We start from the raw sequence: 23,497 nt of genomic DNA on the forward strand, positions 1-23,497 counted from the left end.
AAGGGCCTCTCCCTGCTTGGCTCGCGAAGATGGCGGGCGAATAGGGCCCTGTCTAGTGGAACCTGACGGTCGAGCGTAACGCTTTGTAACAAAATGGCGGTCTGTTGGGTAACAAACGGTAACAAAGGCTCTCGAAATGTCATGCAGCTACCGTGTGGCGGCCTTGCGTCTGATGCATAGGGGCGCAACAATTTGTGCACTTCACGCCCCACAATGATCTGGGGCGCCGATGGGAGGAAATCATGAAGTTTACAGTTTTTGCAGCCGCGACCGCGGCTCTTTGCGCACTCGCAACCACATCTGTCGCGGAGCCTCAGGCAGAAGTTCTGCACTGGTGGACCTCGGGCGGCGAAGCCAAGTCGGTTGCCGTTCTGCAGCAGGAATTCAAGGATAACGGCGGCACCTGGACCGACATGCCCGTTGCAGGCGGTGGCGGCGACGCGGCGATGACCGCTCTGCGTGCTCGTGTTCTGTCGGGCAACGCGCCCGCAGCGGTTCAGCTCAAGGGCCCCGCGATTCAGGAATGGTACGAAGAGGGCGTTCTGTCGGACATCTCGGCCGTTGCAGAGGAAAACGGTTGGGCTGACGTGCTGCCCGCAGCGATCGCAGAACACATGAAGTGCGAAGGCACTTGGTGCGCCGCGCCCGTAAACGTCCACCGCGTTGACTGGATCTGGGCAAACGCTCAGGTGCTGGCCGACAACGGCATCGAAATGCCCACCACTTGGGAAGAGTTCAACGCCGCCGCAGACAAGCTTCAGGCCGCTGGCATCACCCCGCTGGCACACGGCGGTCAGGCATGGCAGGACGCCACTGTCTTTGAAACCGTTGTTCTGGGTCTGGGTGGCCCCGAGTTCTTCCACAAGGCGCTGGTCGAGCTGGACCCCGAAGCACTGGGTTCGGACACCATGAAGGCGTCGTTTGACCAGATGCGCAAAATGCGCGGCTATGTGGACCAGAACTTCTCGGGTCGCGATTGGAACCTGGCAACCGCGATGGTCATGAACGGCGAAGCAGCGTTCCAGATCATGGGTGACTGGGCCAAGGGCGAATTCCTGGCAGCGGGCAAAACCCCCGGCAAGGACTTCCTCTGCGCATCGACCCCCGGTGAAGGCTACCTCTACAACGTAGACAGCTTTGCGATGTTCGACGTGGATGGTGCCGACAAAGAAGAAGGTCAGGCGCTGTTGGCGAAACTGATCGTTGGTCCGTCGTTCCAGAAAGTCTTTAACCTGAACAAGGGCTCGATCCCTGTGCGTACCGACGTCTCGCTGGACGAGTTCGACATGTGCGCCCACACCTCGAGCGAAGAAATGGCTGCATCGAGCGAAAGCGGCTCGCTGCTTCCCAGCTACGCGCACGGCATGGCTCTGCGCGGCGCGCAATCGGGTGCGATCACCGACGTTGTGACCGCCCACTTCAACTCTGACATGTCGTCCGATGACGCAGTCGAAATGCTGGTCAACGCAGTCGCGGCTGTCCAGTAACCCCTGAACTGCGGCCCTTCGCGCGCGCCAAAGCGCGGAGGGCCTTTTCGTCAGGAGCAATCCAAAATGACCCTCTGGCTTGAACGCCATGTACCCAAGCTGGTACTGGCCCCGACTTTTATTGCCATTCTGCTCTTTGTTTATGGCTTCATTGCCTGGACAGGATGGATCTCGCTGACCAAATCCCGCCTGATGCCGAAGTACGACATCGAAGGCTTCCAGCAATATGACCGTCTGTTTGCCGCGCCCCGTTGGGATGTCGCGATGAACAACCTGTATATCTTCGGCGCGCTGTTTATCGTGATCTCGATGGTGCTGGGTCTGCTTCTGGCGATTTTGCTGGACCAGAAAATCCGCACCGAAGGCGTGTTGCGCACCATCTATCTGTACCCCATGGCGCTGTCGATGATCGTGACCGGCACCGCGTGGAAATGGATCCTGAACCCCGGTTTGGGTCTGGAAAAAGTTGTTCAGGGCTGGGGCTTTGAGAACTTTACCTTCGACTGGCTGGTGAACCCTGATTATGCCATCTACACCATTGTGATCGCCGCTGTCTGGCAGGCGTCCGGTTTCGTGATGGCGCTGTTCCTTGCGGGCCTGCGCTCGGTCGATACCGAGATCATCAAAGCGGCCCAAGTGGACGGCATCCCGACCACCCGTATCTATACCGCGATCATCATTCCTTCGATGGCGCCGATCTTCCTGTCCGCGTTCATTGTTCTGTCGCACCTCGCGATCAAGAGCTTTGACCTCGTGATTGCCATGACCAACGGCGGCCCCGGTTACGCGACCGACCTGCCGGCGACTTATATGTACGCCATGGCGTTCTCGCGCGGGGATCTGGGGCAGGCGGCAAGCTCTGCCATGATCATGATGCTCGTCGTGTTCACCATCGTTGTTCCCTACCTCTATTCCGAACTGAGAACCCGCAATGACTGATCTGTCTGCAACCCAAGGCGCATCCCGCCCGTGGGGCAAGATCGCCCTGCGCTGGGGCCTGTATGTCCTGCTGGGACTCTTTGCCCTGTACTACCTTGTCCCGCTTTTCGTGATGGTCACCACATCGCTGAAAAGCCTAGATGAAATCCGCTCGGGCAGCCTGATTGCCCTGCCGCGCGAAGTGACCTTTGACGCATGGGCCAAAGCATGGTCCGGCGCCTGTACCGGCATCCAGTGCGAGGGCCTGAAGCCCTATATGTGGAACTCGATCCTGCTGGCCATTCCGGCGGTTCTGATTTCGACCGTGATCGGTGCGATGAACGGCTATGTGGTGGCGCAGTGGCGCTTCCGCGGCGCGAACATCATCTTTGCTCTGCTGCTGTTCGGATGCTTCATTCCGTTTCAGGTGGTCCTGCTGCCCATGGCGAAAATGCTGGGTATCCTCGGCCTTGCAGGCTCGATCCCCGGTCTGATCCTGGTGCACGTGGTCTACGGCCTTGGCTTCACCACGCTGTTCTTCCGCAACTACTATGTGACCATCCCCGCCGAACTGGTCAAAGCGGCCAAGATCGACGGCGCGGGTTTCTTCCGGATTTTCTGGTCGATCTTCCTGCCGTTGTCGCTGCCCATCATCGTGGTTTCGGTCATCTGGCAGTTCACCCAGATCTGGAACGACTTCCTCTTTGGTGTGTCGTTCAGCCAGGCGGGCACCCAGCCCATCACCGTGGCTCTCAACAACATCGTCAACTCCACCACCGGCGTTAAGGAATACAACGTGGATATGGCTGCTGCGATCATCGCCGCTCTGCCCACGCTGCTCGTCTATGTCGTCGCCGGCAAGTACTTCATCCGCGGCCTCACCGCCGGTTCGGTGAAAGGATAACCCCATGGCTCCTATTCTCGACATCAACAACCTGTATAAATCCTACGGCCAGACCGAGATCCTCAAGGACATCAACGTGTCCATCGAAAAGGGTGACTTTCTGGTGCTGGTCGGCCCCTCGGGCTGCGGTAAGTCCACGCTGTTGAACTGTATCGCCGGTCTGGAACCGATCACTGGCGGTCAGCTGAACATTGCCGGACAGGACATGACCAATGTCAGCCCCAAGGACCGCAACATCGCGATGGTGTTCCAGAGCTACGCTCTGTACCCGACCATGTCGGTCGCCAAGAACATCACCTTTGGCATGAAAGTCCGCGGCGTCGACAAATCGGTGCAGGACCAGAAGCTGGCCGAAGTGGCAAAACAGCTGCAAATCGAAAAGCTGCTGAACCGCAAGCCCAGCCAGCTTTCGGGCGGCCAGCGTCAGCGTGTGGCGATGGGTCGTGCGCTGGTGCGTGACCCCGCGCTGTTCCTGTTTGACGAACCCCTGTCGAACCTGGACGCAAAGCTGCGTGTGGAAATGCGTACTGAAATCAAGCGTCTGCATCAGGATCTTCATGCGTCGATGGTCTATGTGACCCACGACCAGATCGAGGCGATGACCCTTGCGACCAAGATCGTGGTCATGAAAGACGGCATCATCCAGCAGATCGGAACGCCGGCGGAAATCTATCGCCAGCCTGCGAACCTGTTCGTGGCAGACTTCATGGGTAGCCCTGCGATGAACCTGATCCCCGCTAAGGTTTCGACCGACGGCAACGCGCGCCGCATCGAGATCGCCCGTGATGGCGAAGCGCCTTTGGTGCTGACCGATCGCCGCGGCGTGGACCTGCCCAAAGATGTTATCATCGGTCTGCGCCCCGAGGACATCACCGATCCGGGCAGCCGTCAGGGTGACAATCTGGAACTGGCCGACGTGCATGTGGACGTGGTCGAGCCCGCCGGTGCCGACACCTATGTGGTCTCGCGTTTGGGCGGCAAGGAAGTCACTGCGCGTCTGCAGGCCGAAACCGAAGTGCGCCCCGGCGCCCGTGCGCAATTCGCGTTCGATCTGGGCAAGGCAACGTACTTTGATCCTGCCAGCGGTGCGCGTCTGGTGTGATCCATTCTGCGGCTTGCGCGCCCTTGGTGCGGTCCAGCCGTGGGTATTTTGACCAAGAAAGAGGGGGTGGCCTGTGCCGCCCCCTTTGTCGTTTTGGAAAATGTACCTTTCAGGTGCGGTTTTCTGGCGCGTCTCGTGATTGCGAGCGGGCGGTTTGCTTGAAGATGGGGGGCTTGCGCCCTAATGTCCGCTCGAAACTTGGAGAAGTAGGTCCATGAGCGGAAAGCGCAGTATTTTCGAAGAGGTAGACAGCAAAGAGGTGGTGCAGACCAGCGCCGTCGGGTCCATTGACCGGACCCGCCGCGGGGCGCGGGGCGCCGTCCGGATCTGGCTGATGCTTTTGTTTGTCATGGTGATGGCGATGATCGCGGTGGGCGGCTTGACCCGTCTGACCGATAGCGGGCTGTCGATCACCGAATGGAAGCCCGTCACCGGTGCCTTGCCGCCCTTGGATGCGGCCACATGGGAGTCCGAATTCGCCAAGTACAAGGAAATCCCTGAATACCAGTTGCAGAACAAGGGCATGACCCTGTCCGAATTCAAAGCGATCTACTGGTGGGAATGGGGGCACCGGCAGCTGGGGCGGACCATCGGTCTGGTCTGGGCTTTGGGCTTCCTCGGCTTTGCTGTAACCCGCAGCATTCCGCCCGGTTGGACGGGGCGCTTGCTGTTCGTCGGCGCTTTGGGCGGTGTGCAGGGCGCCATCGGCTGGTGGATGGTGGCCAGCGGTCTGACCGGCGAGATGCTGGATGTGGCGAGCTATCGTCTGGCGACGCACCTCGGTTTGGCCTTCGTGATCCTTGGCTTCATCGCGTGGTATGTGTTCGAGCTGGGGCGCGAGCCGCGCGATCTGCTGCAGGCGCGCCGCGGCGGCGAGAAGAAGCTGTTCGGGATGTCGACCGGTCTGCTGCACTTTGCTTTCCTGCAGATTTTGCTGGGGGCTTTGGTGGCTGGCATCGACGCGGGCCGGAACTACCCTGATTGGCCGATGATGGCCGGATCGTGGACCCCGCCGGATATGCTGAGCCTAGAGCCTGTGTGGCGGAACTTCTTTGAGAACGATGGCACGGTGCAGTTCATTCACCGCATGTCGGGGTATCTGCTGTTCATCTTTGGCGTCGTTGTCTTCCTGAAGGGTCGCAAGAGCGCGTATCCCAAGACCCGCGGGGCCTTTACCGTCGTGTTCGCGATGCTGGTGCTGCAGATGCTGCTGGGGATTGTGACTGTGATGCACAGCTCGCCGTGGTATTTGGCGATCCTGCACCAAGTGGGCGCTGTGGCGCTGTGGGTGCTGATCCTGCGGGCGCGGTTCATGTCGCGCTACCCTGTCTCCACCAGTGTGCGCGAGGGTCTGTGATGTCTGCATATGACGCGTTGATGGCGTTTCAGCGTCAGACCTCGGCATTGGCCGAGGTCGCGGGGCGCACCGGATGGGACCAAGAGGTTCTGATGCCCGAAGGCGCTGCTGATCAGCGGGCCGAGGAAATGGCCGCGCTGGAATCCGTGCTCCATGCCCGTCGCTGCGATCCCCGCGTGGGCGAGTGGCTGGCTGCTGCCGAGCCTGCGGATGATGTGCAAAAGGCGATGCTTCGTGAGGTCAAGCGCAGCTATGATCGCACCACCAAAGTGCCCGGTGATCTGGCCGAGGCGCTGGCGCGGACCACCAGCCGGGCCCAAGGCATTTGGGCCAAGGCGCGGGCAAGTGAGGATGTTGCGGCGTTTCTTCCCACCCTTGCCGAGGTGGTTGATCTGCGCCGACAAGAAGCTGCGGCCTTGGGCGGTGAGATCGCTTATGACGCGCTGCTCGAGGATTACGAGCCAGGCACATCCAGCGCCGAGATCGCCGAACTGTTCGACGCCATGCGTCCGAGGCTGGTCGCCCTGCGTGATCAGGTGCTGGCAAAGCCGCAGAGCGATCAGGTGAGCGGCAGGTTTGACCCTGCGATCCAGATGGCGTTGGCCCAAGAGGTTGCCGTCGCCTTTGGCTATGATCTGAACCACGGGCGCATCGACAAGGCGGTGCATCCCTTTAGTTCGGGCAGTGGTCTGGATGTGCGGATCACCACGCGGACATCCGAAGACGACCCTTTCAACTGCCTGTATTCGACGATCCACGAGGTCGGCCACGCCTGCTATGAGCAGAACATTGACCGGACCTATCTGCTCAGCCCCTTGGGGCGTGGGGTGTCGATGGGTGTCCATGAAAGTCAGAGCCGGATTTACGAGAACCAGATCGGACGTGGGGCGGCCTTTACCGGTTGGCTTTATGGCCGGATGGTGGATCGGTTCGGGGAGATTGGCGTGGCAGATGCGCCGGCATTCTATCGTGCCGTAAACCGTGTGCATAACGGATACATCCGGACGGAAGCGGACGAGGTGCAGTACAACCTGCATGTCATGCTGCGCTTTGATCTGGAGCGGGCGCTGTTTAGCGGTGATCTACAGGTCAGCGACCTAGAGGCGGCTTGGAATGACCGGTTCAAAGCGGACTTTGGTTATGCGGTGGACAAGCCCTCGAATGGGGTGCTGCAGGATGTGCACTGGTCCGTGGGGCTGTTCGGATATTTCCCGACCTACAGTCTGGGGAACGTATATGCGGGCTGTCTGAATGCAGCGATGCGCCGCGATGTGCCGGATCTGGATGCGGCGCTGGGGCAGGGGGATACCGCGCCCGCGAAGGCTTGGCTGAAGGAGAAGGTACAGCAGCATGGCGCGCTCTACGCCCCGCGCGAAGTGATCGAACGCGCCATTGGCGGTGACATCAGCCCCGAGCCCTTACTTTCCTATCTGGAAGATAAGTTTCTGGCGCTCTGACACGAAAGGGGGCCTATCACGGCCCCCTCCCATGCATGAGCGGCTGTCTTGGAATAAAGTAAACCACAAATACGCTATGCTGTTAAGATTTATTGCAACGGCAGGTTTTGCTTTGTTGCAAAAATCGAATGAAAACAGGCTATTTGCGTAAGTGGGTATGGAAAACCTTACGATTTCTTCCCGTCGTATTGCAGAAATGAATGAGCGAAATCGCTCCGCCGCGGCGCAGAATTCGGGGCATTCGTTAATTCTGTTTGGGTGAATTAGATGCCTGCGCCCACCAGACTCAGCAGGACAGTCGTCAGAAGACCTGCAAAGCCAAGGCCGTCGTCGCTATCACTGCCTTCGTCGCCACCATCGTTCTGATCGTCATCGTTCGCGTCGTCTTCGTCGATCTCGATCTTGGGCAGGGGATCCTCGCGGAAGATAAAGGTCGCTTCGGTGCCGTCGCTGTCGGTGCCATCCAGTTCGGTGCTGCCGCCCTTGTGCCATGCGTCGATCGCGTCCGCGCCTTCTTCGGTGCGGGCAAAGGTCAGGCGGATGATCTGTGCGGGCTGGGTGAAGTCCAGCTCGATTGCGCCGTTCTTGACCTCGGGGGCAAAGTTCTCGCGGATGCCCAAGGCATAGGTCTCTGCTTCGGGGGTCTGGTTGACGCCGGGCAGGTTGGGCACGTCGAACAGGTCTTTCCAGTTGTCCGGTGTTTCGCTGCGCAGGCTCTGGCCCCAGACTTCCTTGATCTCTCCCAGACCATCCAGTGCGATGTCTGCGGTGAACACGTCGCCTTCGAATTTCGAGGGCGCAACAATGAACATGACCAGCTTGTCCTCGCTGTCAAAACCAAAGGTGGTGACGGCGCTGTCAGACTTCAGGTCGTTGTCCTGATACCAATCCAGAACCTTGGTGTCTTCCAGAGCTTCGGCCATCATGTCCTGCATGGAGCCAGCGGTAAAGACATAGGTGTCGCCATCGGTGCCAACGTAGCTGGAGCGGCCCGCATGGGTCAGGTCCCAGCCGTAGACGCCTGCGGACGAGGTGCCAAGCGCTTGGTACTCCGAGAACATCTGCAGCAGATGCTCGCCCTGTTCCAGACCGTAGGGACGGTAGTCCAGCATGTCCTGATAGTGCTGTTCGAACGCCAGATGAGAGCGGCCGTCCAGATCCAGATCGTCGAAGTCGTACTTGCTGCCTTCGGCAGTCGAAAGGAAGCTGTGCGCTGCTTCGACACGCGACAGGGAGGCGGTGTTGTAGGCCGACAGGGACAGCGACGGACGATCAAGGCCCAATGCGTTTGCTTCTTCTTCCCATGCGTCGAGGCTGGCGGCGACATCGTCAACAGAGCTTTCCGAGGCGGACAGGGTGATCGCAAAGCGGTGGTGCACCACGGCGTCTGCCATGATGATCGAGTCCTCGTTCAGGTTCTCAAGGATCTCTTCGGTGTACTCAACCGAGCGGCCCAGCTGGACGTTCCAGTCAACCTTGCCAGCGACCTCGGGGTACTCGGCCTCTTTTTCCAGAACGACTTCGCTGTAGACGTTTACGATTTCTGCGTAGTTGGCGGACTTTTCCAGTTCATCCGCGCCGTCGAACACAGCGTAATATTCGTTGCCAACTTCAAAGATCAGAGTGTCGGGCAGGGCGCCGTGGGCACCTGAGTATAGATCGTCCAGAAAATCGCCAAGATGCGTACGCAGCAGATCGTGATCATCGCTGTAGCGCGCGGTCGGCAGAACAACGGTCAGGCCCAGACCCTTGTCCACGCAGTATTCCATCATTTCGTCGATGCCAGGCTTGTTGCCCAGAGCGGCCGAGTTGTAGAGGCCGTCATGCTCAAAGCCGAACCGCTCGGGGTTCTTCTCTGCCATGGTGCCGCCGGGCCAAACGACCATACCTAGGTCGGTCTGGGACAGCGCGTCGTCGAATTGACCAAAACTGCGGAAGCTAACGTAGCGGGCACCAAAACTATCACTCGTGATCTCGAGAGCGTCTTCGCTGATTGAGCCTTTGGTTGTTAAACCTAGCGTCATCTCGGGGTCTCCACGGATGCGGTCCTGACTGGTGGGGCATCCGCTTAGTTAGTTGATAGTGACATCTTGTTCGATGCTTTGACGTTAGCGCGAAGGTAGAGCGTTGCTTACTGCAATGTTCGCAAACCGCTCTTTGCGTGGAGACACTTAAATACTTGAAAGATATGATAGTATATCCCAACAGGAGAGATACCGAGCCTATCCCAAGGGGGTGAAACAAGTACTAAAGTGTGTATAGTACTAACGGATAGTTCCCGCTTGGGTTGTGGTAATTTTTACGTCCAACAGGGCGCATGGTGACCAAAAGGATTGGTCGCGTACCCCGTCGAGGAGGTCGGTCGATCATGGTGGGAGGGTAGGTACAGCACCAAGGTATTGGTTGCGACTACGTCCAAATCTGCGAATCAACATTCAGATTGCGACGGTCATCCTGTGCCGTAGATTTCTTTTGCGTCGCAAGAGATGCCATCTGCGCAACAAAAAAACCCGCCGGAGCCGGCGGGTTTTTGATTCTTGTGATTTTCGGTCTGTGACGCAGCGTTAGCTGCGCAGAAACTCTGTTGTCCGTTCCTTGAGCCATTCGCGCGCTGCCTTGAGGACGGGGTCGCTGCGACGGGTCTCGTGGTAGCATAGGTACAGGGGCACTTCGTCGATCGCTGGCGCGTCTTCGATCGCCACAAACGTCGGATCTTGGTCGCCGACAAATGTGGGCAGCACGGTAGACAAGCCGGTTTCTGCGCAGACACTTTGGATCGACTCGAAGTTATCGACACGGATCATGGGGTCGCAGCCGAAGTACTCTTTGGCCACACTCATGGCAGAGTACTTGTCCGTTTCCAGCGGAAGACCGGCCCAGTCCTTGGTGTCAGAGGTGTTGTCGCGATGCTTGTACAGCTTGAACCGCAGAACACCACATTGAGACGAGATGAGACGGCCATGTTCGGGGCGCGCCGGTGTGATTAGGATGTCGTTGTCGTTCAAGTTCTCTTGCATCGAGTCCAGATTGAACGAAATGCGGATCTTGGGGTAGGTGGTCATAAATTCCGACAAGCGCGGATAGATCATATACGTGCCGACCATGAAGGGCACGCAAATCCGTAGGTCACCGGCCAGATCGCCAGAGGCTTCTTCGGTTTCGCGGCGGATCGCAGAGATGAGCGCGCCGTCAAACTCCATCGCTTGATTGACGATGTTCTCGAGGCGCGGGTTCAGAACCCAACCTTCAGGACGCTTCTCAAAGGGCGGATAGCCCAAAGCTTCGCCCAAACGCGCCATACGGCGGGACACCGTGGCGGGGTTGGAGTCCAGACGCTGCGCGGCAGCTGCCATGTTCCCTGTGCGGTAAAAGGCGATCAGATAGCGAAGATCGTCCCAATTCTTAAAGCTCGGCATAAACCCTCTACGGTAGAAATTTACATGTACGCTATTTATTAAACGTGTCGGGCGCAAACAAAGGTTCACGCCCGGTAAATTTTTTTTCCGTTCTATTCGTATAGGTCGGCGTTATTCCTCCGACGCCGGGGCCTCTGCGCCGCCGTCATCTTCGACCTCATCGGTTTGGTCGGCAATCCGTGCCACCGACACCACGTGTTCCCCGTTTGACGTGTTGAACACACGGACCCCGCCAGCGCTGCGCGAGCGGAAAGAGATGCCATCGACAGGGACGCGGATCGACTGGCCTTTGGACGTTGCCAGCATGATTTGATCGTCACCCTCGACAGGGAACGAGGCCACGATTTCACCGCCGCGCATGGACTTCTCCCACGCAGTGACGCCAAGGCCGCCGCGACCCCGGATCGGGTAGTCATGGCTCGAGGACAGCTTGCCCAGACCCTTGGCCGTGATGGTCAGGATCAGGTTTTCAGCTGCCGACATTTCCGCGTAGCGCTCTTGGGGCAGTTGGCTGTCTGCGTTGCCTTCTTCTTCGCTCGCGGCATCATCTTCGGTTACGCCAGCCATCAGGCGGCGCATCTTCAGATAGCTGGCGCGTTCGTCAGAGCCGGCTTCGAAGTGACGGATGACAGACATCGACACGACCTCATCATCGCCCGACAGCTTCACGCCGCGCACACCGGTCGAGGCGCGCGAGTTGAACACGCGCACTTCGGGCACGGGGAAGCGGATCGCACGGCCCGAGTTCGTCACCAGCATCACATCGTCCTCTTCGGAACAGATGCGGGCGTTGATCAGGCGGGTGTTTTCATCTTCGCCTTCGAACTTCATCGCGATCTTGCCGTTCGCCTTCACGTTGGTGAAGTCGGACAAACGGTTGCGGCGGACGGAGCCTTTGGACGTTGCGAACACGATCTGCAGGTCGTCCCAATCGTCCTCGGGGCGGTCCACCGGCATGATCGCCGCGATCGAGACACCGACCGGGATCGGCAGAATGTTGACGATCGCTTTGCCCTTGGCGGTCCGACCACCAAGGGGCAGGCGCCAGCACTTCAGCTTGTAGGCCATGCCATCGGTCGTGAAGAACAGAAGCTGCGTGTGGGTGTTGGCCACGAACAGGGTGGTGACAACGTCATCATCCTTGGTCGCCATGCCCGACAGACCTTTGCCACCGCGCTTTTGCGCACGGAAGTCGGCCAGCGCGGTCCGCTTGATGTAGCCGGACTGGGTCACGGTCACGACCATGTCTTCGCGCTCGATCAGGTCTTCGTCTTCCATGTCGCCGGACCAATCTACGATCTCGGTGCGGCGTGGAACGGCGAACTGGTCACGCACTTCGTGCAGTTCGTCGGCGATGATGCCCATGATGCGTTCGCGCGAACCCAGAATTTCCAGGTATTCGCGGATCGACTTGGCCAGCTCTTGCAGCTCGTCGGTGACTTCCTGAACACCCAGTTGGGTCAGGCGCTGCAGACGCAGTTCGAGGATGGCGCGGGCCTGTGCTTCGGACAGGTTATATGTGCCGTCTTCGTTGATGGTGTGGGTCGGGTCGTCCACCAGCTTGATGTATTCCGCGATGGATTGCGCGGGCCAGCGGCGAGTCATCAGCTTTTCGCGGGCTTCGGCAGCGTCAGTGGACGAGCGAATGGTCGCGACCACCTCGTCCACGTTGGTGACAGCCACGGCCAAGCCACATAGGATATGGGCGCGGTCGCGAGCCTTGCGCAGCAGATAGGCGGTGCGGCGCACCACGACATCTTCGCGGAAGTCGATAAAGCAGGTCAGGAACCGGCGCAGGGTCAGCTGCTCGGGTCGGCCGCCGTTCAGGGCAAGCATGTTGCACCCGAACGAAGTCTGCATCGGGGTAAAGCGGAACAGCTGGTTCAGCACGACCTCGGGGGTCGCGTCACGTTTCAGTTCCACCACGACGCGCACACCGTTGCGGTCCGATTCATCCTGAACGTGGGCGATACCTTCGATCCGCTTCTCGCGGGCGGCTTCGGCGATCTTTTCGATCATCGAGGCTTTGTTCACCTGATATGGAATCTCGGTGCAGACGATGGCGTAGCGGTCCTTGCGGATTTCCTCGACGTGGGTTTTCGAGCGGATGATAACGCTGCCGCGTCCCTCAAGATAGGCTTTGCGCGCACCCGAGCGGCCCAACAGGATGCCGCCTGTCGGGAAGTCGGGGCCGGGCACATATTGAATCAGCTGTTCGCTGCTCAGGTCCGGATCCTCGATCAGTGCGAGGGTCGCATCAACCACTTCGCCCAAGTTGTGGGGCGGAATGTTGGTCGCCATACCGACCGCAATACCGCCAGCGCCGTTGACCAGCATGTTGGGGAAGCGGGCGGGCAGAACCGTGGGTTCGCGGTCCTTGCCATCATAGTTGTCTTGGAAATCGACCGTGTCTTTGTCGATGTCGGACAGCAGCGCAGCCGCGGGCTTGTCCATGCGAACTTCGGTATAGCGCATGGCCGCCGCGTTATCGCCGTCCATCGAGCCAAAGTTACCCTGACCGTCCAGCAGCGGCAGCGACATCGAGAAGTCCTGCGCCATACGGACCAGCGCGTCATAGATCGCGCTGTCGCCGTGGGGGTGGTATTTACCCATGACGTCGCCGACGGGACGCGCGGACTTGCGATAGGGCTTGTCGTGCGAGTTCCCAGTTTCGTGCATTGCATAGAGAATGCGTCGGTGCACAGGTTTTAAGCCATCGCGAAGATCGGGAATGGCGCGGCTGACGATCACCGACATCGCGTAATCCAGATAGGATGTCTTCATCTCGTCCGCGATCGAAATCGTGGGTCCGTGATGGATCGCGCGGGGCTTCGGATTTTCTTCTGCGTTTTCAGGGGTTTCCGGAGTGTCGGTCACTGTGTCGCCTGTCCCAGCCATTAATTCTATATGTTGTTGGAAGGGTTATAGCAGAGCCAGCATATGGTGCGCAATGCCAGTGGACGCCTGCGCTGGCAGCCCAAGAGGGTGGCTGCTAACACACTGTTTTTCTTGCCAGAAAAATCTGGTTGGCCTGTAATTTGAATCAGAGCAGAGAGAACAGGAGAACCGCAGATGGAAAAGAGTGAAACTGAACTGCTGTTAAAGGGCTACGGATTGACCACCGCCGAGATGATTTACCGCATGCCTGATTACACGTCCGTGCTGAACACGTTTGTCTGGCAGGAGTATGACTTGGCCCCCGATTACCCAAAGATGTTCGAGTTCATCGAATTCTGGGAACGGGAGATCGAGGGCAAGCTGCACACCGTCCGCTTTGCTCACCGTAAGTTGCTGAGCCCGACCGATTGGCAACAGATCGTGGGCGAATTCCGCATCCATTAAACATGCCAAAGGCGGCCTTGGTTGGGCCGCCTCTGTTGTCTCTATAAAAAGAGCATCAGTATTTGCTGCGCGCCGCGGCGATCCAGATCAGCACGAACAGCCCTGAGAAGATGGCGTTGTAGCCAGCCATGGAGATGCCGAACAGGTCCCATACGATCTCGTCGCACATCACGACACCTGTAGGACCATCCAGGCTGAGCAGGTCATTGCCCGTCAGACCAGACAGTGCATCGCCAGAGCCGGTGCAGCTTGTGGGCCCTTGCCACCATTTCTGCTCGACCCCTGTATGGTAGACGCCGAGGCCGCTGGTGATGGCCGCCGCCAATGCGCCTAGCCAAGCGATGAACGATGCGGGAAACAGCACTCCCACCACACCAAGCGCGATCGCGGCCGCATGGGGCCAGCGTTGCCACAGGCACATGGCGCAGGGCGGGTAGCCTCCGATATACTGGAAGGCAAAAGCGCCAAGCAAAATGGCCAGCGAACCGAAAGCAGCCAGAGCGATGAGAGAGCGTTGGGTCATAGGAGCTTTACCACGTAGAAGCCGCCGATCAGCACGGCAAGAAACAGCGCGAACATAATGCCGAGCCGCTTCTCGATGAAATCACGGATTGGTGCGCCGAATTGCTTGAGCAGCGCGGCGACAAGGAAGAAGCGGATGCCGCGCGCCAAGAGAGAGCTGACCATAAAGGTCGCGAGCGGCATGCCGGTCCAGCCGGACATGATCGTAATGACCTTGTAAGGGAAGGGGGTCATGCCCGCGATCAGCACGGCCCAGAAGCCCATATCATTGAAGCGGACGTTAAACGCCTCCATCGCGTCGGCTTTGCCGAGGGCCGCAAGAATGGGCTGGCCAACGGTTTCGAATGCGAAGGCCCCAATCGCATAGCCAAACAGACCGCCCAGGATCGAGCTGATCAGTGCAACGCCCGCGATCAGCCAAGCGCGGCTGGGGCGGGCAAGGATCATGGGGATCATGATGACGTCTGGGGGAATAGGGAAAAACGAACTTTCGACGAATGAGACAATCGCCAGCGCCCAAAGTGCGCGAGGATGGTCGGCGAGCCCCATCGTCCAATCATAAAGTCGACGTATAATCGGTCTTACTCCTGCTGAAATTGCGTCAGACATTCCATGCTGCGGGGCGGCGGTCAATAATGCTGACGTGTCCTGCGTTTTTCATCACCTGATATGCGGGTTGGGTCTTGTCCCTGCCGATTGGTTGGGCTAGTCAGTCCCACACAGTGCCTGCCTGAGTGGCGGAATGGTAGACGCAGGGGATTCAAAATCCCCCGATGGCAACATCGTGTGGGTTCGAGTCCCACCTTAGGCACCACAGTTTCTCAATGACATCGATGACGCAGAGTTTGCAGGGATCACCCGCGCTCTTGCAGCTGTGTTCTGCATTTGCAGTGCCGCAGTGCGGCTTGCATTTTGAAACCCCATACTTTCGAGATTTAACTGCTTGAAACCGCGCGTGATTCGGAGCGGGCGGCGCGACGAATGTCGATATAGCGGACGAAATTCCGTCAAAACGCCAAAATATCCATACTAACGAATGTGGTCGAAAGTGGGCGTGACCCCCTGTGCATAAAGTTTTCACAAAAAAACTAAATTCATTCTGTACGGGAAACGTTCACGTTTCGATGATACTCCGTGAATTGATGCAAAACCCAATAAATAAAAGCTAAAATCTGCTGATCGAGGTTTCTGCAGGTGCATCATTGGATCATTTTGCGAAACAAACGGGGCTCGATTTCGTGAATAAGGCGAAAAAAAGGCAGCTTTAAGGCCGAAAAAAGGGGTCAACCCGCTAACCATTTCGAATTTTCTCTTTGTCTTAAGGGTAGGTGGGATGTATCCCAAAGGAGTGCCCATCTGGGGGGATGGCGCTTTTGACTGAGTAACACGGGCTCGCAGGGCAACCTGCGTGGCAAGTGCGGAAGGCGTAAAGAGTTCTGCGACGTCCACCTATGGGCACCATAAACCGTCTGGTTTGTGAACGATCTCATACACCTTTGAGTCAGAAGTGGCATTGTGGTTCTGTCGAACCTCTGTGGGCTCTTGTTGACGCCACGGCCTTTGCGCCGGACAGGAGTAAGAGAGATGACGTTTTATAAGTACAGCTCATGGATGGACTGGTACAAAAGCCACTCGTCCGACTATGACGGCTCTACCGCCATGAATTACACCGATGACTCGCAGGGCCTGATTGGCCTGTGGGATTTCCTGAACGGCACCGCAGATACCGGTCTCGAGGACGGCGTTGCCCAGAACGGCAAACTGTTCGGACATGCCAACGTCAAGGACGGACAGCTGCATCTTGACGGTCACGAAGATTACATGACCATCGAAGGCAACGATAACCCCTTCGATCTGGGTCAGGGCACCATTGAGGTCCAGTTCACCCAGAAAGAGCACGTTGGCACCTCTGAGGACGTCATCATCTCGCGCGGCGAAGCCGAGGATGCGTACGGCGGTGAGGTGAACACACCTGAAGGTTACTTCGAGATTGGCGTCACGAAGGACGGTCGGGTGTATGTCATGCACATCGACGATGGCAAAAAAGCGCTTCTGAAAACCGATGATTGCTTCTTCAAAGAAGGCGACACGCTGAACGTCTCGTATTCCTGGGACGAAAACACCGGCGGCACTTTTGTTGTTCAGAACCTGACCGATAGCTCGGAAACCACTCTGACACACGATGTCAAAGGTCTCGATATGGAGATCGGTGACAACGATGGCGAAAGCTGGACCGTCGGCGCACGTGAAGACAGCGACTACGACGGCGACTACTCGCACTATTTCAAAGGCGCGATCGACTATGTCGCGATCTTTGACAACGCAGCGCCTCAGGGCGACGGCTATGTCGAAGGCACCGCTGGCGACGACCTGATCGACATCAATTACGATGGCGACCCCGAAGGCGACATGATCGACAACGAGGATGCGATCCTCGCGAACAGCGACCTGAACGACGACGTGGTTCTGGCAGGCGCAGGCGATGACACTGTCAAAGCTGGCGAAGGCAATGACATCGTTTATGGCGATAGCAAGCAGGGCTCTGCAGAAGCGTCGCCTGTCACGATCAAGATCGACAGCGCGTCGGCCGAGTTCGCGAACAAGATCTACGCCTACACCATCGACCCCGAGACGGGCGAAATCTCGAACGTGAAGCTGCTTGAGGCAGATGCGCGTGACGGTGTTGGCAGCACATATGAGTACAACGCGGCTCAAGGCGCAGTTGTCGGTGTGGGTATCGTCAACGAGCACGGCCAGTTCCTGTCCTCGGGTTATGGCGACAACATCAACCTGAACAGCGACTGCAAAGTCCACACCAAGGGCATCCAGCAAGTTGATGAAACCACTGTCAAAATTGGTTTCGAAGACTGGTATAATCTGGGTGACAAGGACTTCAACGACGTCAAGATCACCGTTGATCTGGGCACTTCGGGTGCATCTTTCGACAACGCACATTACGAAACTTCGTCGGATGTGGGGTCGGCGATTGTCACCGAAGGCGCAGGCGACGACCAAATCCACGGCGAAGCGGGCGACGACACCCTGTACGGCGAAGGTGGTAACGACACCATCGACGGCGGCGCGGATGACGACCTGATCTACGCAGGCGACGGCAACGACTCTGTGATCGGCGGCGACGGCAACGACACCATCTTCTACGGTGCAGGCAACGACACCATCGAAGGCGGCGCAGGCGACGATCTGATTGACGACGCGGACAAGGTGATCCTTGACGGCGCAGACGTGATCGACGCGGGCGACGGCAATGACACGGTTTATTCGGGTCTCGGCGACGACACCATCGAAGGCGGTACGGGTGCTGACCTGATCTTTGGCGAAGGCGGCGATGACAGCATCACCGGCGGGTCCGAGAACGACTCGATCTACGCAGGCGACGGTGCCGACAGTGTGCGCGCTGGAACGGGCGACGACTCGATCCGTGGCGAAGGTGGCAATGACACCCTGCGCGGCGAAGACGGCAATGACTTCGTCGATGGTGGTGACGGCAACGACAGCGTGTCTGGCGGAGCAGGAGACGACACCGTTTTGGGTGGTGCTGGCGACGACCTTGTTCGCGGTGGTTCGGGCAACGACCTAATGGAAGGTGGTTCGGGCAACGACTACATCGACAGTGGCTCGGGCGATGACACCATCGACGCAGGTGACGGCGACGACACCGTCGATGCGTACAACGGTTCGGACAGTGTTCTGGGTGGCGCTGGCAACGACTCGATCATGGTCGGCTGGCAGGACACCGAAGCTCTGCCCGATCTGGGCTACCCTGGCCTGTTCGACGCGGACAGCGACCCCGAGAATGACCGTGACTTTGTCGATGCGGGCGAAGGCAACAACTACGTCTGGACCGGTGACGACCGCGACACGATCTACTCGGGCAGCGGCAATGACACCATTCTGGCGGGTATCGACGACGACTACGTAGACTCTGGCGCTGGCGACGACCTGATCGTTGGCGGCGAAGGGGCCGACACCATTCTGGCGGGTGATGGCAACGACACCGTGTACGCTGGCTTTGCGCCTGATTTGCCCGACGACCTGAACATCCCCGATGGCGAAGACCTCGTCACCAATAACGGCACCGACTATGTCGATGCGGGCGCGGGCAATGACCTTGTGTTTGGTTCCGATGATGCGGACACCATTCTGGGTGGCGACGGTGATGACACCATCGACGGTGGGATTGACGCGGACTCGCTGATCGGTGGCAAGGGCGATGACACCATCATCCTTGGTCTGCCGGGCGACGCGCACGCAGACTATGCCGAAGGCGGCGATGACCGTGACACCTTTACCGGCGTGGGCGCAGGCGACACCGTTGACGGTGGCACTGGTGGCGACGACTTCGATACCTTGGACCTGACCGGTCTGGGTAAATGGCAGTTCAACAATGTCACCACTGACGCGGACGGCGACTCCACCAGCGGTGAGGTCAACTTCCTCGACAGCCTTGGCAATGTGACGGGCACTCTGAAGTTCGAAGAGATCGAAAAGATCATCCCGTGCTTCACCCCCGGCACCGTCATTGCGACCCCCATGGGCGAGCGTCTGGTCGAAGAGCTGCAGGTTGGCGATCGTGTGATCACTCGCGACAACGGCATCCAGCGCATCCGCTGGGTTGGCGCAAAGAATGTGACCTCTCTGGATCTGCAGCGTTCGACACATCTGCGCCCGATCATGATCAAGGCTGGCGCGCTGGGTAGCGGCCTGCCGGAAACCGACATCATGGTCAGCCCAAACCACCGGATGCTGATCGCGAACGAGAAGACCTCGCTTTACTTCGAAGAGCCCGAAGTTCTGGCGGCGGCCAAGCACCTGCTGGGAACTGGCGGCATCTACGAAGTGAACGTGCCCTCGACCACCTACATCCACTTCATGTTCGACCGCCACGAGGTTGTCCTATCGAACGGATGCTGGTCTGAAAGCTTCCAGCCCGGTGACTACTCGTTGAAGGGAATCGGCGAGGAGCAGCGGAACGAAATCTACGATCTGTTCCCCGAGCTGAAGAACCAGAAGGGTCTGGAGAACTTCGAAGCGGCGCGTCGTTCGCTGAAGAAGCACGAAGCGAAGCTGCTGGTTCACTAAAGCGCTATCAAAAACAATACTTTTGAAGAGGGGCGGTATCCTTGGGGTGCCGCCCTTTAACTTTTTAAGTAAGAAATACTCACATAACCGCCTGCAACAGGGCGCATTTGTGCCCTATTTTGATGTCAGAAATCTTGAATATGGACGCGTGTGTGTTCGTTGAGGGTGTGTGAGGGCAATGGATCAATCGGGTGGAAAAGTGGTGCAGATGCGATCTGGCTGGCAAAGGGCCAGCGGTCCCGTCGTTGCTCCTGATTCCTCGAACGATCCTTCCTTTGCGACGCCATTTAGCGTGCCTTGCTTTACGCCGGGAACACATATTGCGACGCGCCAAGGCCCAAGAGCGGTCGAGGAATTGCGTACTGGCGACCAGTTGCTGACAAGAGACAATGGGTTTTGCCCCGTGCTCTGGGTTGGTCGGAGCCGCTACAAGCTCAGCAATGCCAATGGCGGCGCCCGTCTGCAGCCTGTACTGATCAAGGCCGGAACGTTTGGCGATGGCGTCCCACAAAGTGACCTTCTTGTCTCTCCCGACCATCAATTGTTGCTCACGCGGCAGTTGGTGCGGGGGAATTTGCCGTCTGTCGAGCTATTGGTGCCTGCGCGGTGTTTCCTTGGTCGGGATGGGGTCGTTGTGGCGCCTCAGCGCGAAGTCGAGTTTGTGCATGTCCTGATGGAGCGGCACGAAATCCTGCTCGCGGATGGCGCTTGGACCGAAAGCTATCGTCCTGACTCGACCGTTGTCCGAGCACTGCCGGATGTGGTCCGCGAAGACTTGCTTGCGGCTCTGGCAGGCCGTGATCCCGTGCGGGGTCCGGTGTTCGAGGCGGCTCGTCAGTCCTGCGGGGCCGAGGTTTTTGATCCGCGCAAAGAGCCGGAATAATACGCCTCCCACGCTTCAGGCGTGTCCAGATCCAATGTCGCGCGTCGTCCTGCAAGTGGCACGGCTTTAAGTCGGTCCAGGTTACGTTTGACCACCGATTTGGCGCCGTCGTCTCCAGCCAGTTCTGATAGCTGAGAGAACAAGTCCTTCGGGAAAATGACGGGGTGCCCCATGGTGTCTTCGGCGTCAGTTGCGCGCCATATCAGGTCCGGTGCAGTCCGGTGCAATTCAGTAAAATGGACCAGATCAGCAGTCTGTATGTCGGGCATATCGGCGGGCAGGATCAAGGCTCCGGTCACGTGATCGGGCAGGGCGCTGATGCCGCCCCTTATCGAATGTCCCATGCCGTCCGCTGCGTCGGGGATCACCACCTGCGTGACTTTGAGGCCGTGCAATGCCTCGGTGCGTGCGGGGCGGTCGGGCGGCAGGGCCACGTAGACCGGCAATCCCGTCGCCAAAGCCCGCTCGGTGAGAACACGCAGACATGGCTGTCCGGCCACATCCATTAGCAGTTTATCGGCCCCGCGCATGCGCGAGGATGCTCCGGCAGCGAGAATGAGGATAGCGGGCGCGGGTGTCATGCCTGACTGTACCGCGCCGCGCGATGGGAGCAAGGGATCAGTATCCGCGCCAGATCCAGCCGCCACCCAGAATGCGGGTGCTGTCGGGATCGTAGAACACACAGGCCTGACCGGGGCTGATGCCCTCTTCGGCGGTCAGGAGTTCAACCTCTGCCTCGGTGTCGCTGATCGGACGCAGGATTGCGGGCGCTGGCGGACGGGTGCTGCGGACTTTGACCGCGATTTCGCGCTCTGCCATGTCGGTGAACGGACCGTCGCCAAGCCAGTTGATCTCTCGCACGGGGACTTTGCGCGTGGCCAGCAGCTCTTTGGGGCCAACGATGACTTGCTTCTGGTCTACGTCCAGTTTGACCACATACAGCGGTTCAGACAGCCCGCCGATCCCAAGGCCGCGGCGCTGACCGATGGTGTAGTGGATCACGCCGTTGTGCTCGCCCAAAACGCGGCCGTCTGCATGGACGATCTGACCAGGCTCTGCCGCACCGGGGCGCAGCTTTTCAATCACGCTGGCGTAGTTGCCGTTCGGGACAAAGCAGATGTCCTGACTGTCGGGCTTGTCCGCCACGCTTAAGCCATATTTCGCGGCCAGCTCGCGGGTCGCGTCCTTGGATGGCAAATGTCCCAAGGGGAAACGCAGATAGGACAGCTGTTCGGGCGTGGTCGAGAACAGGAAGTAGCTCTGATCGCGGTTCGCATCGGCGGCGCAATGCAGCTCGGGGCCATTCTCGCCGTCCTTGCGCTGGATATAGTGGCCGGTCGCCATGCAGTCGGCGTCCAGATCCCGCGCGGTTTCCAGCAGGTCTTTGAACTTCACTCGCTCGTTGCAGCGGATGCAGGGCACGGGGGTCGCGCCAGCCAGATAGCTGTCGGCGAACTCGTCGATCACCGCGTCCTTAAAAATGTTCTCATAATCCAGAACGTAATGGGGGAATCCCATCTTTTCGGCCACGCGGCGCGCATCGTGGATGTCGATGCCCGCGCAGCACGCGCCCTTTTTCGCCAGAGCCGCCCCGTGATCGTACAGCTGCAAGGTGACGCCGACCACGTCATAGCCTTCCTCGGCAAGCTGTGCGGCCACAACCGAACTGTCCACGCCTCCGGACATCGCGACGACCACGCGGGTCTCCGACGGGGGCTTGGCGAAACCAAGGGAATTGAGCGGGGTGCCGTTGTCCAGCGCCATGGGGCATACTCCTGCGGGTTTGGAACCTGCGGAATATATGAAAATCCTCAGTACTCTCAAGAGCCGGTTTCAGGTCCTGTTAAGTCCCTTGGCCGATTTTCCCTGTGTGGGAAGCAAAAAGGGGACTGATATGTTTCTAAAACGTGTAGACGGGGTGCGCACTGTGGCGCTGCCCGATGGTCGAGTACTCAGCCATGCGGACCTGCCGCCGACCAATACCCTGCGCTGGGTCGCCTCGCGCAAGGAATCGGTGGTGCTGGCCGTGCGTCATGGATTGCTGAGTCGTAAATCTGCCTTAGAGAGGTATGGCCTCTCGGACGAAGAGCTCGATAGCTGGGATTCCGCACTTAACTCTTATGGATCAAGGGCTTTGAAGGCGACACAGGTACAAAATTATAGACAACCTAGAGAGGATAATGAAAGATTGGGTTAATTGGTAACGTGCAGTTAACCCTTTTTAGGCAGTCTGTACGCAAGATGGTTCAAGAGTTTTGGGAATCTTATAAATGCGTATTTTGCTGATTGAGGATGATCCGGCGACAACCAAGAGCATCGAGTTGATGCTGGGTCATGCTAACCTGAATGTGTATTCGACTGCCTTTGGTGAAGAAGGGATCGAGCTGGCTAAGCTTTATGACTACGATTTGATCCTCTTGGATCTGTCGTTACCGGACATGAGCGGTCACGAAGTGTTGCGCCAGGTCCGTTTGGCGCGGGTTGAAACGCCCGCGCTGATCCTGTCGGGAGCAGATGACACCGAGAGCAAGCTCAAGGGGTTCGGGTTTGGCGCTGACGATTACCTGACCAAGCCGTTCCACCGAGACGAATTGGTCGCCCGCATCCACGCGATCATTCGCCGGTCCAAGGGGCATTCTCAGTCTATGATCCGCACAGGCCGCATTTGTGTGAACCTTGATGCCAAGACAGTGGATATCGAGGGTGATCCTGTACACCTGACCGGCAAGGAATATCAGATGCTGGAACTCCTGAGCCTGCGCAAAGGGACCACGCTGACCAAAGAGATGTTTCTGAACCATCTTTACGGTGGGATGGATGAACCGGAACTCAAGATCATCGACGTTTTCATCTGCAAGCTTCGGAAAAAGCTGGCAAAAGCAACTGGCGGTGAAACTCATATCGAAACCGTTTGGGGGCGCGGCTACGTGATGCGCGATCCTTCGGATGCGGCAGGCGCGACCAACAAACAGATCGCTGTCGGCGGCTGAGGCGACTGGACGACCGGCA

General features: G+C 58.5%; 18 protein-coding genes and 1 tRNA gene. 12 read left to right on the forward strand and 7 right to left on the reverse strand.

The features are described from left to right. Positions 1-242: 242 nt before the first annotated feature. From BM225_RS11215 to BM225_RS11240, 6 genes are all read left to right on the forward strand, one after another. Complete coding sequence (locus BM225_RS11215) at positions 243-1,487, forward strand: ABC transporter substrate-binding protein (protein WP_072706549.1); 1,245 nt, start codon at positions 243-245, stop codon at positions 1,485-1,487. Between the two features lie 66 nt (positions 1,488-1,553). Continuing rightward, positions 1,554-2,426: a carbohydrate ABC transporter permease gene (locus BM225_RS11220; protein ID WP_072706548.1), complete on the forward strand. Its 873-nt coding sequence runs from the start codon at positions 1,554-1,556 to the stop codon at positions 2,424-2,426. Further along, complete coding sequence (locus BM225_RS11225; RefSeq protein WP_072706547.1) at positions 2,419-3,309, forward strand: carbohydrate ABC transporter permease; 891 nt, start codon at positions 2,419-2,421, stop codon at positions 3,307-3,309. The genes BM225_RS11220 and BM225_RS11225 overlap by 8 nt, the downstream gene beginning before the upstream one ends. Positions 3,310-3,313: 4 nt before the next feature. Continuing rightward, positions 3,314-4,411, forward strand: coding sequence for an ABC transporter ATP-binding protein (locus BM225_RS11230; RefSeq protein ID WP_092464390.1), 1,098 nt, complete (start codon positions 3,314-3,316; stop codon positions 4,409-4,411). A gap of 214 nt (positions 4,412-4,625) precedes the next feature. Further along, entirely contained in the window at positions 4,626-5,768 is a 1,143-nt protein-coding gene (ctaA, locus tag BM225_RS11235) for a heme A synthase (RefSeq protein WP_072706545.1), read from the forward strand. After that, a complete protein-coding gene (locus BM225_RS11240) occupies positions 5,768-7,225 on the forward strand; it encodes a carboxypeptidase M32 (RefSeq protein WP_072706544.1) in 1,458 nt (485 codons plus the stop codon). Before ctaA ends, BM225_RS11240 begins: the two co-directional genes overlap by 1 nt. Before the next feature lie 263 nt (positions 7,226-7,488). On the opposite strand, the gene BM225_RS11245 is transcribed toward BM225_RS11240, so the two are convergent. The 3 genes from BM225_RS11245 to gyrA all read right to left on the reverse strand — a co-directional run bounded on the left by BM225_RS11245 (position 7,489) and on the right by gyrA (position 13,518). Next, on the reverse strand, positions 7,489-9,249 hold the full coding sequence (locus tag BM225_RS11245) for a hypothetical protein (protein WP_072706543.1): 1,761 nt from the start codon (positions 9,247-9,249) through the stop codon (positions 7,489-7,491). Positions 9,250-9,789: 540 nt separating this feature from the next. Further along, positions 9,790-10,641 carry a LysR family transcriptional regulator gene (locus tag BM225_RS11250; protein WP_092464392.1) on the reverse strand — a complete coding sequence of 284 codons (852 nt, stop codon included), beginning with the start codon at positions 10,639-10,641 and terminating at the stop codon, positions 9,790-9,792. Positions 10,642-10,752: 111 nt separating this feature from the next. Continuing rightward, positions 10,753-13,518: a DNA gyrase subunit A gene (gene gyrA, locus BM225_RS11255; RefSeq protein ID WP_177218606.1), complete on the reverse strand. Its 2,766-nt coding sequence runs from the start codon at positions 13,516-13,518 to the stop codon at positions 10,753-10,755. 195 nt (positions 13,519-13,713) lie between these two features. On the opposite strand from gyrA, the gene BM225_RS11260 reads away from it, so the two are divergent. Then, the gene (locus BM225_RS11260) at positions 13,714-13,983 is read left to right on the forward strand and encodes an usg protein (RefSeq protein ID WP_072706540.1); all 270 of its coding nucleotides are present in this window, start codon (positions 13,714-13,716) and stop codon (positions 13,981-13,983) included. A gap of 55 nt (positions 13,984-14,038) precedes the next feature. Here the strand turns inward: BM225_RS11260 and BM225_RS11265 are convergent, their stop codons facing one another. Both BM225_RS11265 and BM225_RS11270 read right to left on the reverse strand, forming a co-directional pair. Next, positions 14,039-14,506, reverse strand: coding sequence for a disulfide bond formation protein B (locus BM225_RS11265; protein WP_072706539.1), 468 nt, complete (start codon positions 14,504-14,506; stop codon positions 14,039-14,041). Beyond that, entirely contained in the window at positions 14,503-15,081 is a 579-nt protein-coding gene (locus BM225_RS11270) for a YqaA family protein (RefSeq protein ID WP_092464418.1), read from the reverse strand. The genes BM225_RS11265 and BM225_RS11270 overlap by 4 nt, the downstream gene beginning before the upstream one ends. Positions 15,082-15,233: 152 nt before the next feature. Between BM225_RS11270 and BM225_RS11275 the strand changes: the two genes are divergently transcribed. From BM225_RS11275 to BM225_RS11285, 3 genes are all read left to right on the forward strand, one after another. Next, positions 15,234-15,319 (forward strand) — tRNA-Leu (locus BM225_RS11275). Positions 15,320-16,089: 770 nt separating this feature from the next. Next, positions 16,090-19,605, forward strand: a complete 3,516-nt coding sequence (locus BM225_RS22295) for a Hint domain-containing protein (protein WP_143095372.1) — start codon at positions 16,090-16,092, stop codon at positions 19,603-19,605. A 208-nt stretch (positions 19,606-19,813) separates the two neighbouring features. Beyond that, positions 19,814-20,488 (forward strand): Hint domain-containing protein, encoded by a 675-nt coding sequence (locus BM225_RS11285; RefSeq protein ID WP_177218607.1) that lies wholly within the window; start codon positions 19,814-19,816, stop codon positions 20,486-20,488. Here the strand turns inward: BM225_RS11285 and BM225_RS11290 are convergent. Then, positions 20,440-21,069 carry a nucleotidyltransferase family protein gene (locus tag BM225_RS11290; protein WP_072706537.1) on the reverse strand — a complete coding sequence of 210 codons (630 nt, stop codon included), beginning with the start codon at positions 21,067-21,069 and terminating at the stop codon, positions 20,440-20,442. The two genes, BM225_RS11285 and BM225_RS11290, sit on opposite strands and share 49 nt — an antisense overlap. A gap of 37 nt (positions 21,070-21,106) precedes the next feature. Continuing rightward, entirely contained in the window at positions 21,107-22,252 is a 1,146-nt protein-coding gene (gene mnmA, locus BM225_RS11295; RefSeq protein ID WP_072706536.1) for a tRNA 2-thiouridine(34) synthase MnmA, read from the reverse strand. A gap of 130 nt (positions 22,253-22,382) precedes the next feature. Between mnmA and sciP the strand changes: the two genes are divergently transcribed. Together sciP and ctrA are read left to right on the forward strand one after the other, a co-directional pair. After that, complete coding sequence (sciP, locus tag BM225_RS11300; protein ID WP_072706707.1) at positions 22,383-22,685, forward strand: CtrA inhibitor SciP; 303 nt, start codon at positions 22,383-22,385, stop codon at positions 22,683-22,685. 73 nt (positions 22,686-22,758) lie between these two features. Then, positions 22,759-23,478, forward strand: coding sequence for a response regulator transcription factor CtrA (gene ctrA, locus BM225_RS11305; protein ID WP_072706535.1), 720 nt, complete (start codon positions 22,759-22,761; stop codon positions 23,476-23,478). The last annotated feature ends 19 nt before the right edge of the window (positions 23,479-23,497 follow it).

The sequence above is a fragment of the Donghicola eburneus genome, assembly GCF_900115865.1.
In the GTDB taxonomy this organism is placed as follows: Bacteria; Pseudomonadota; Alphaproteobacteria; order Rhodobacterales; family Rhodobacteraceae; genus Donghicola; species Donghicola eburneus.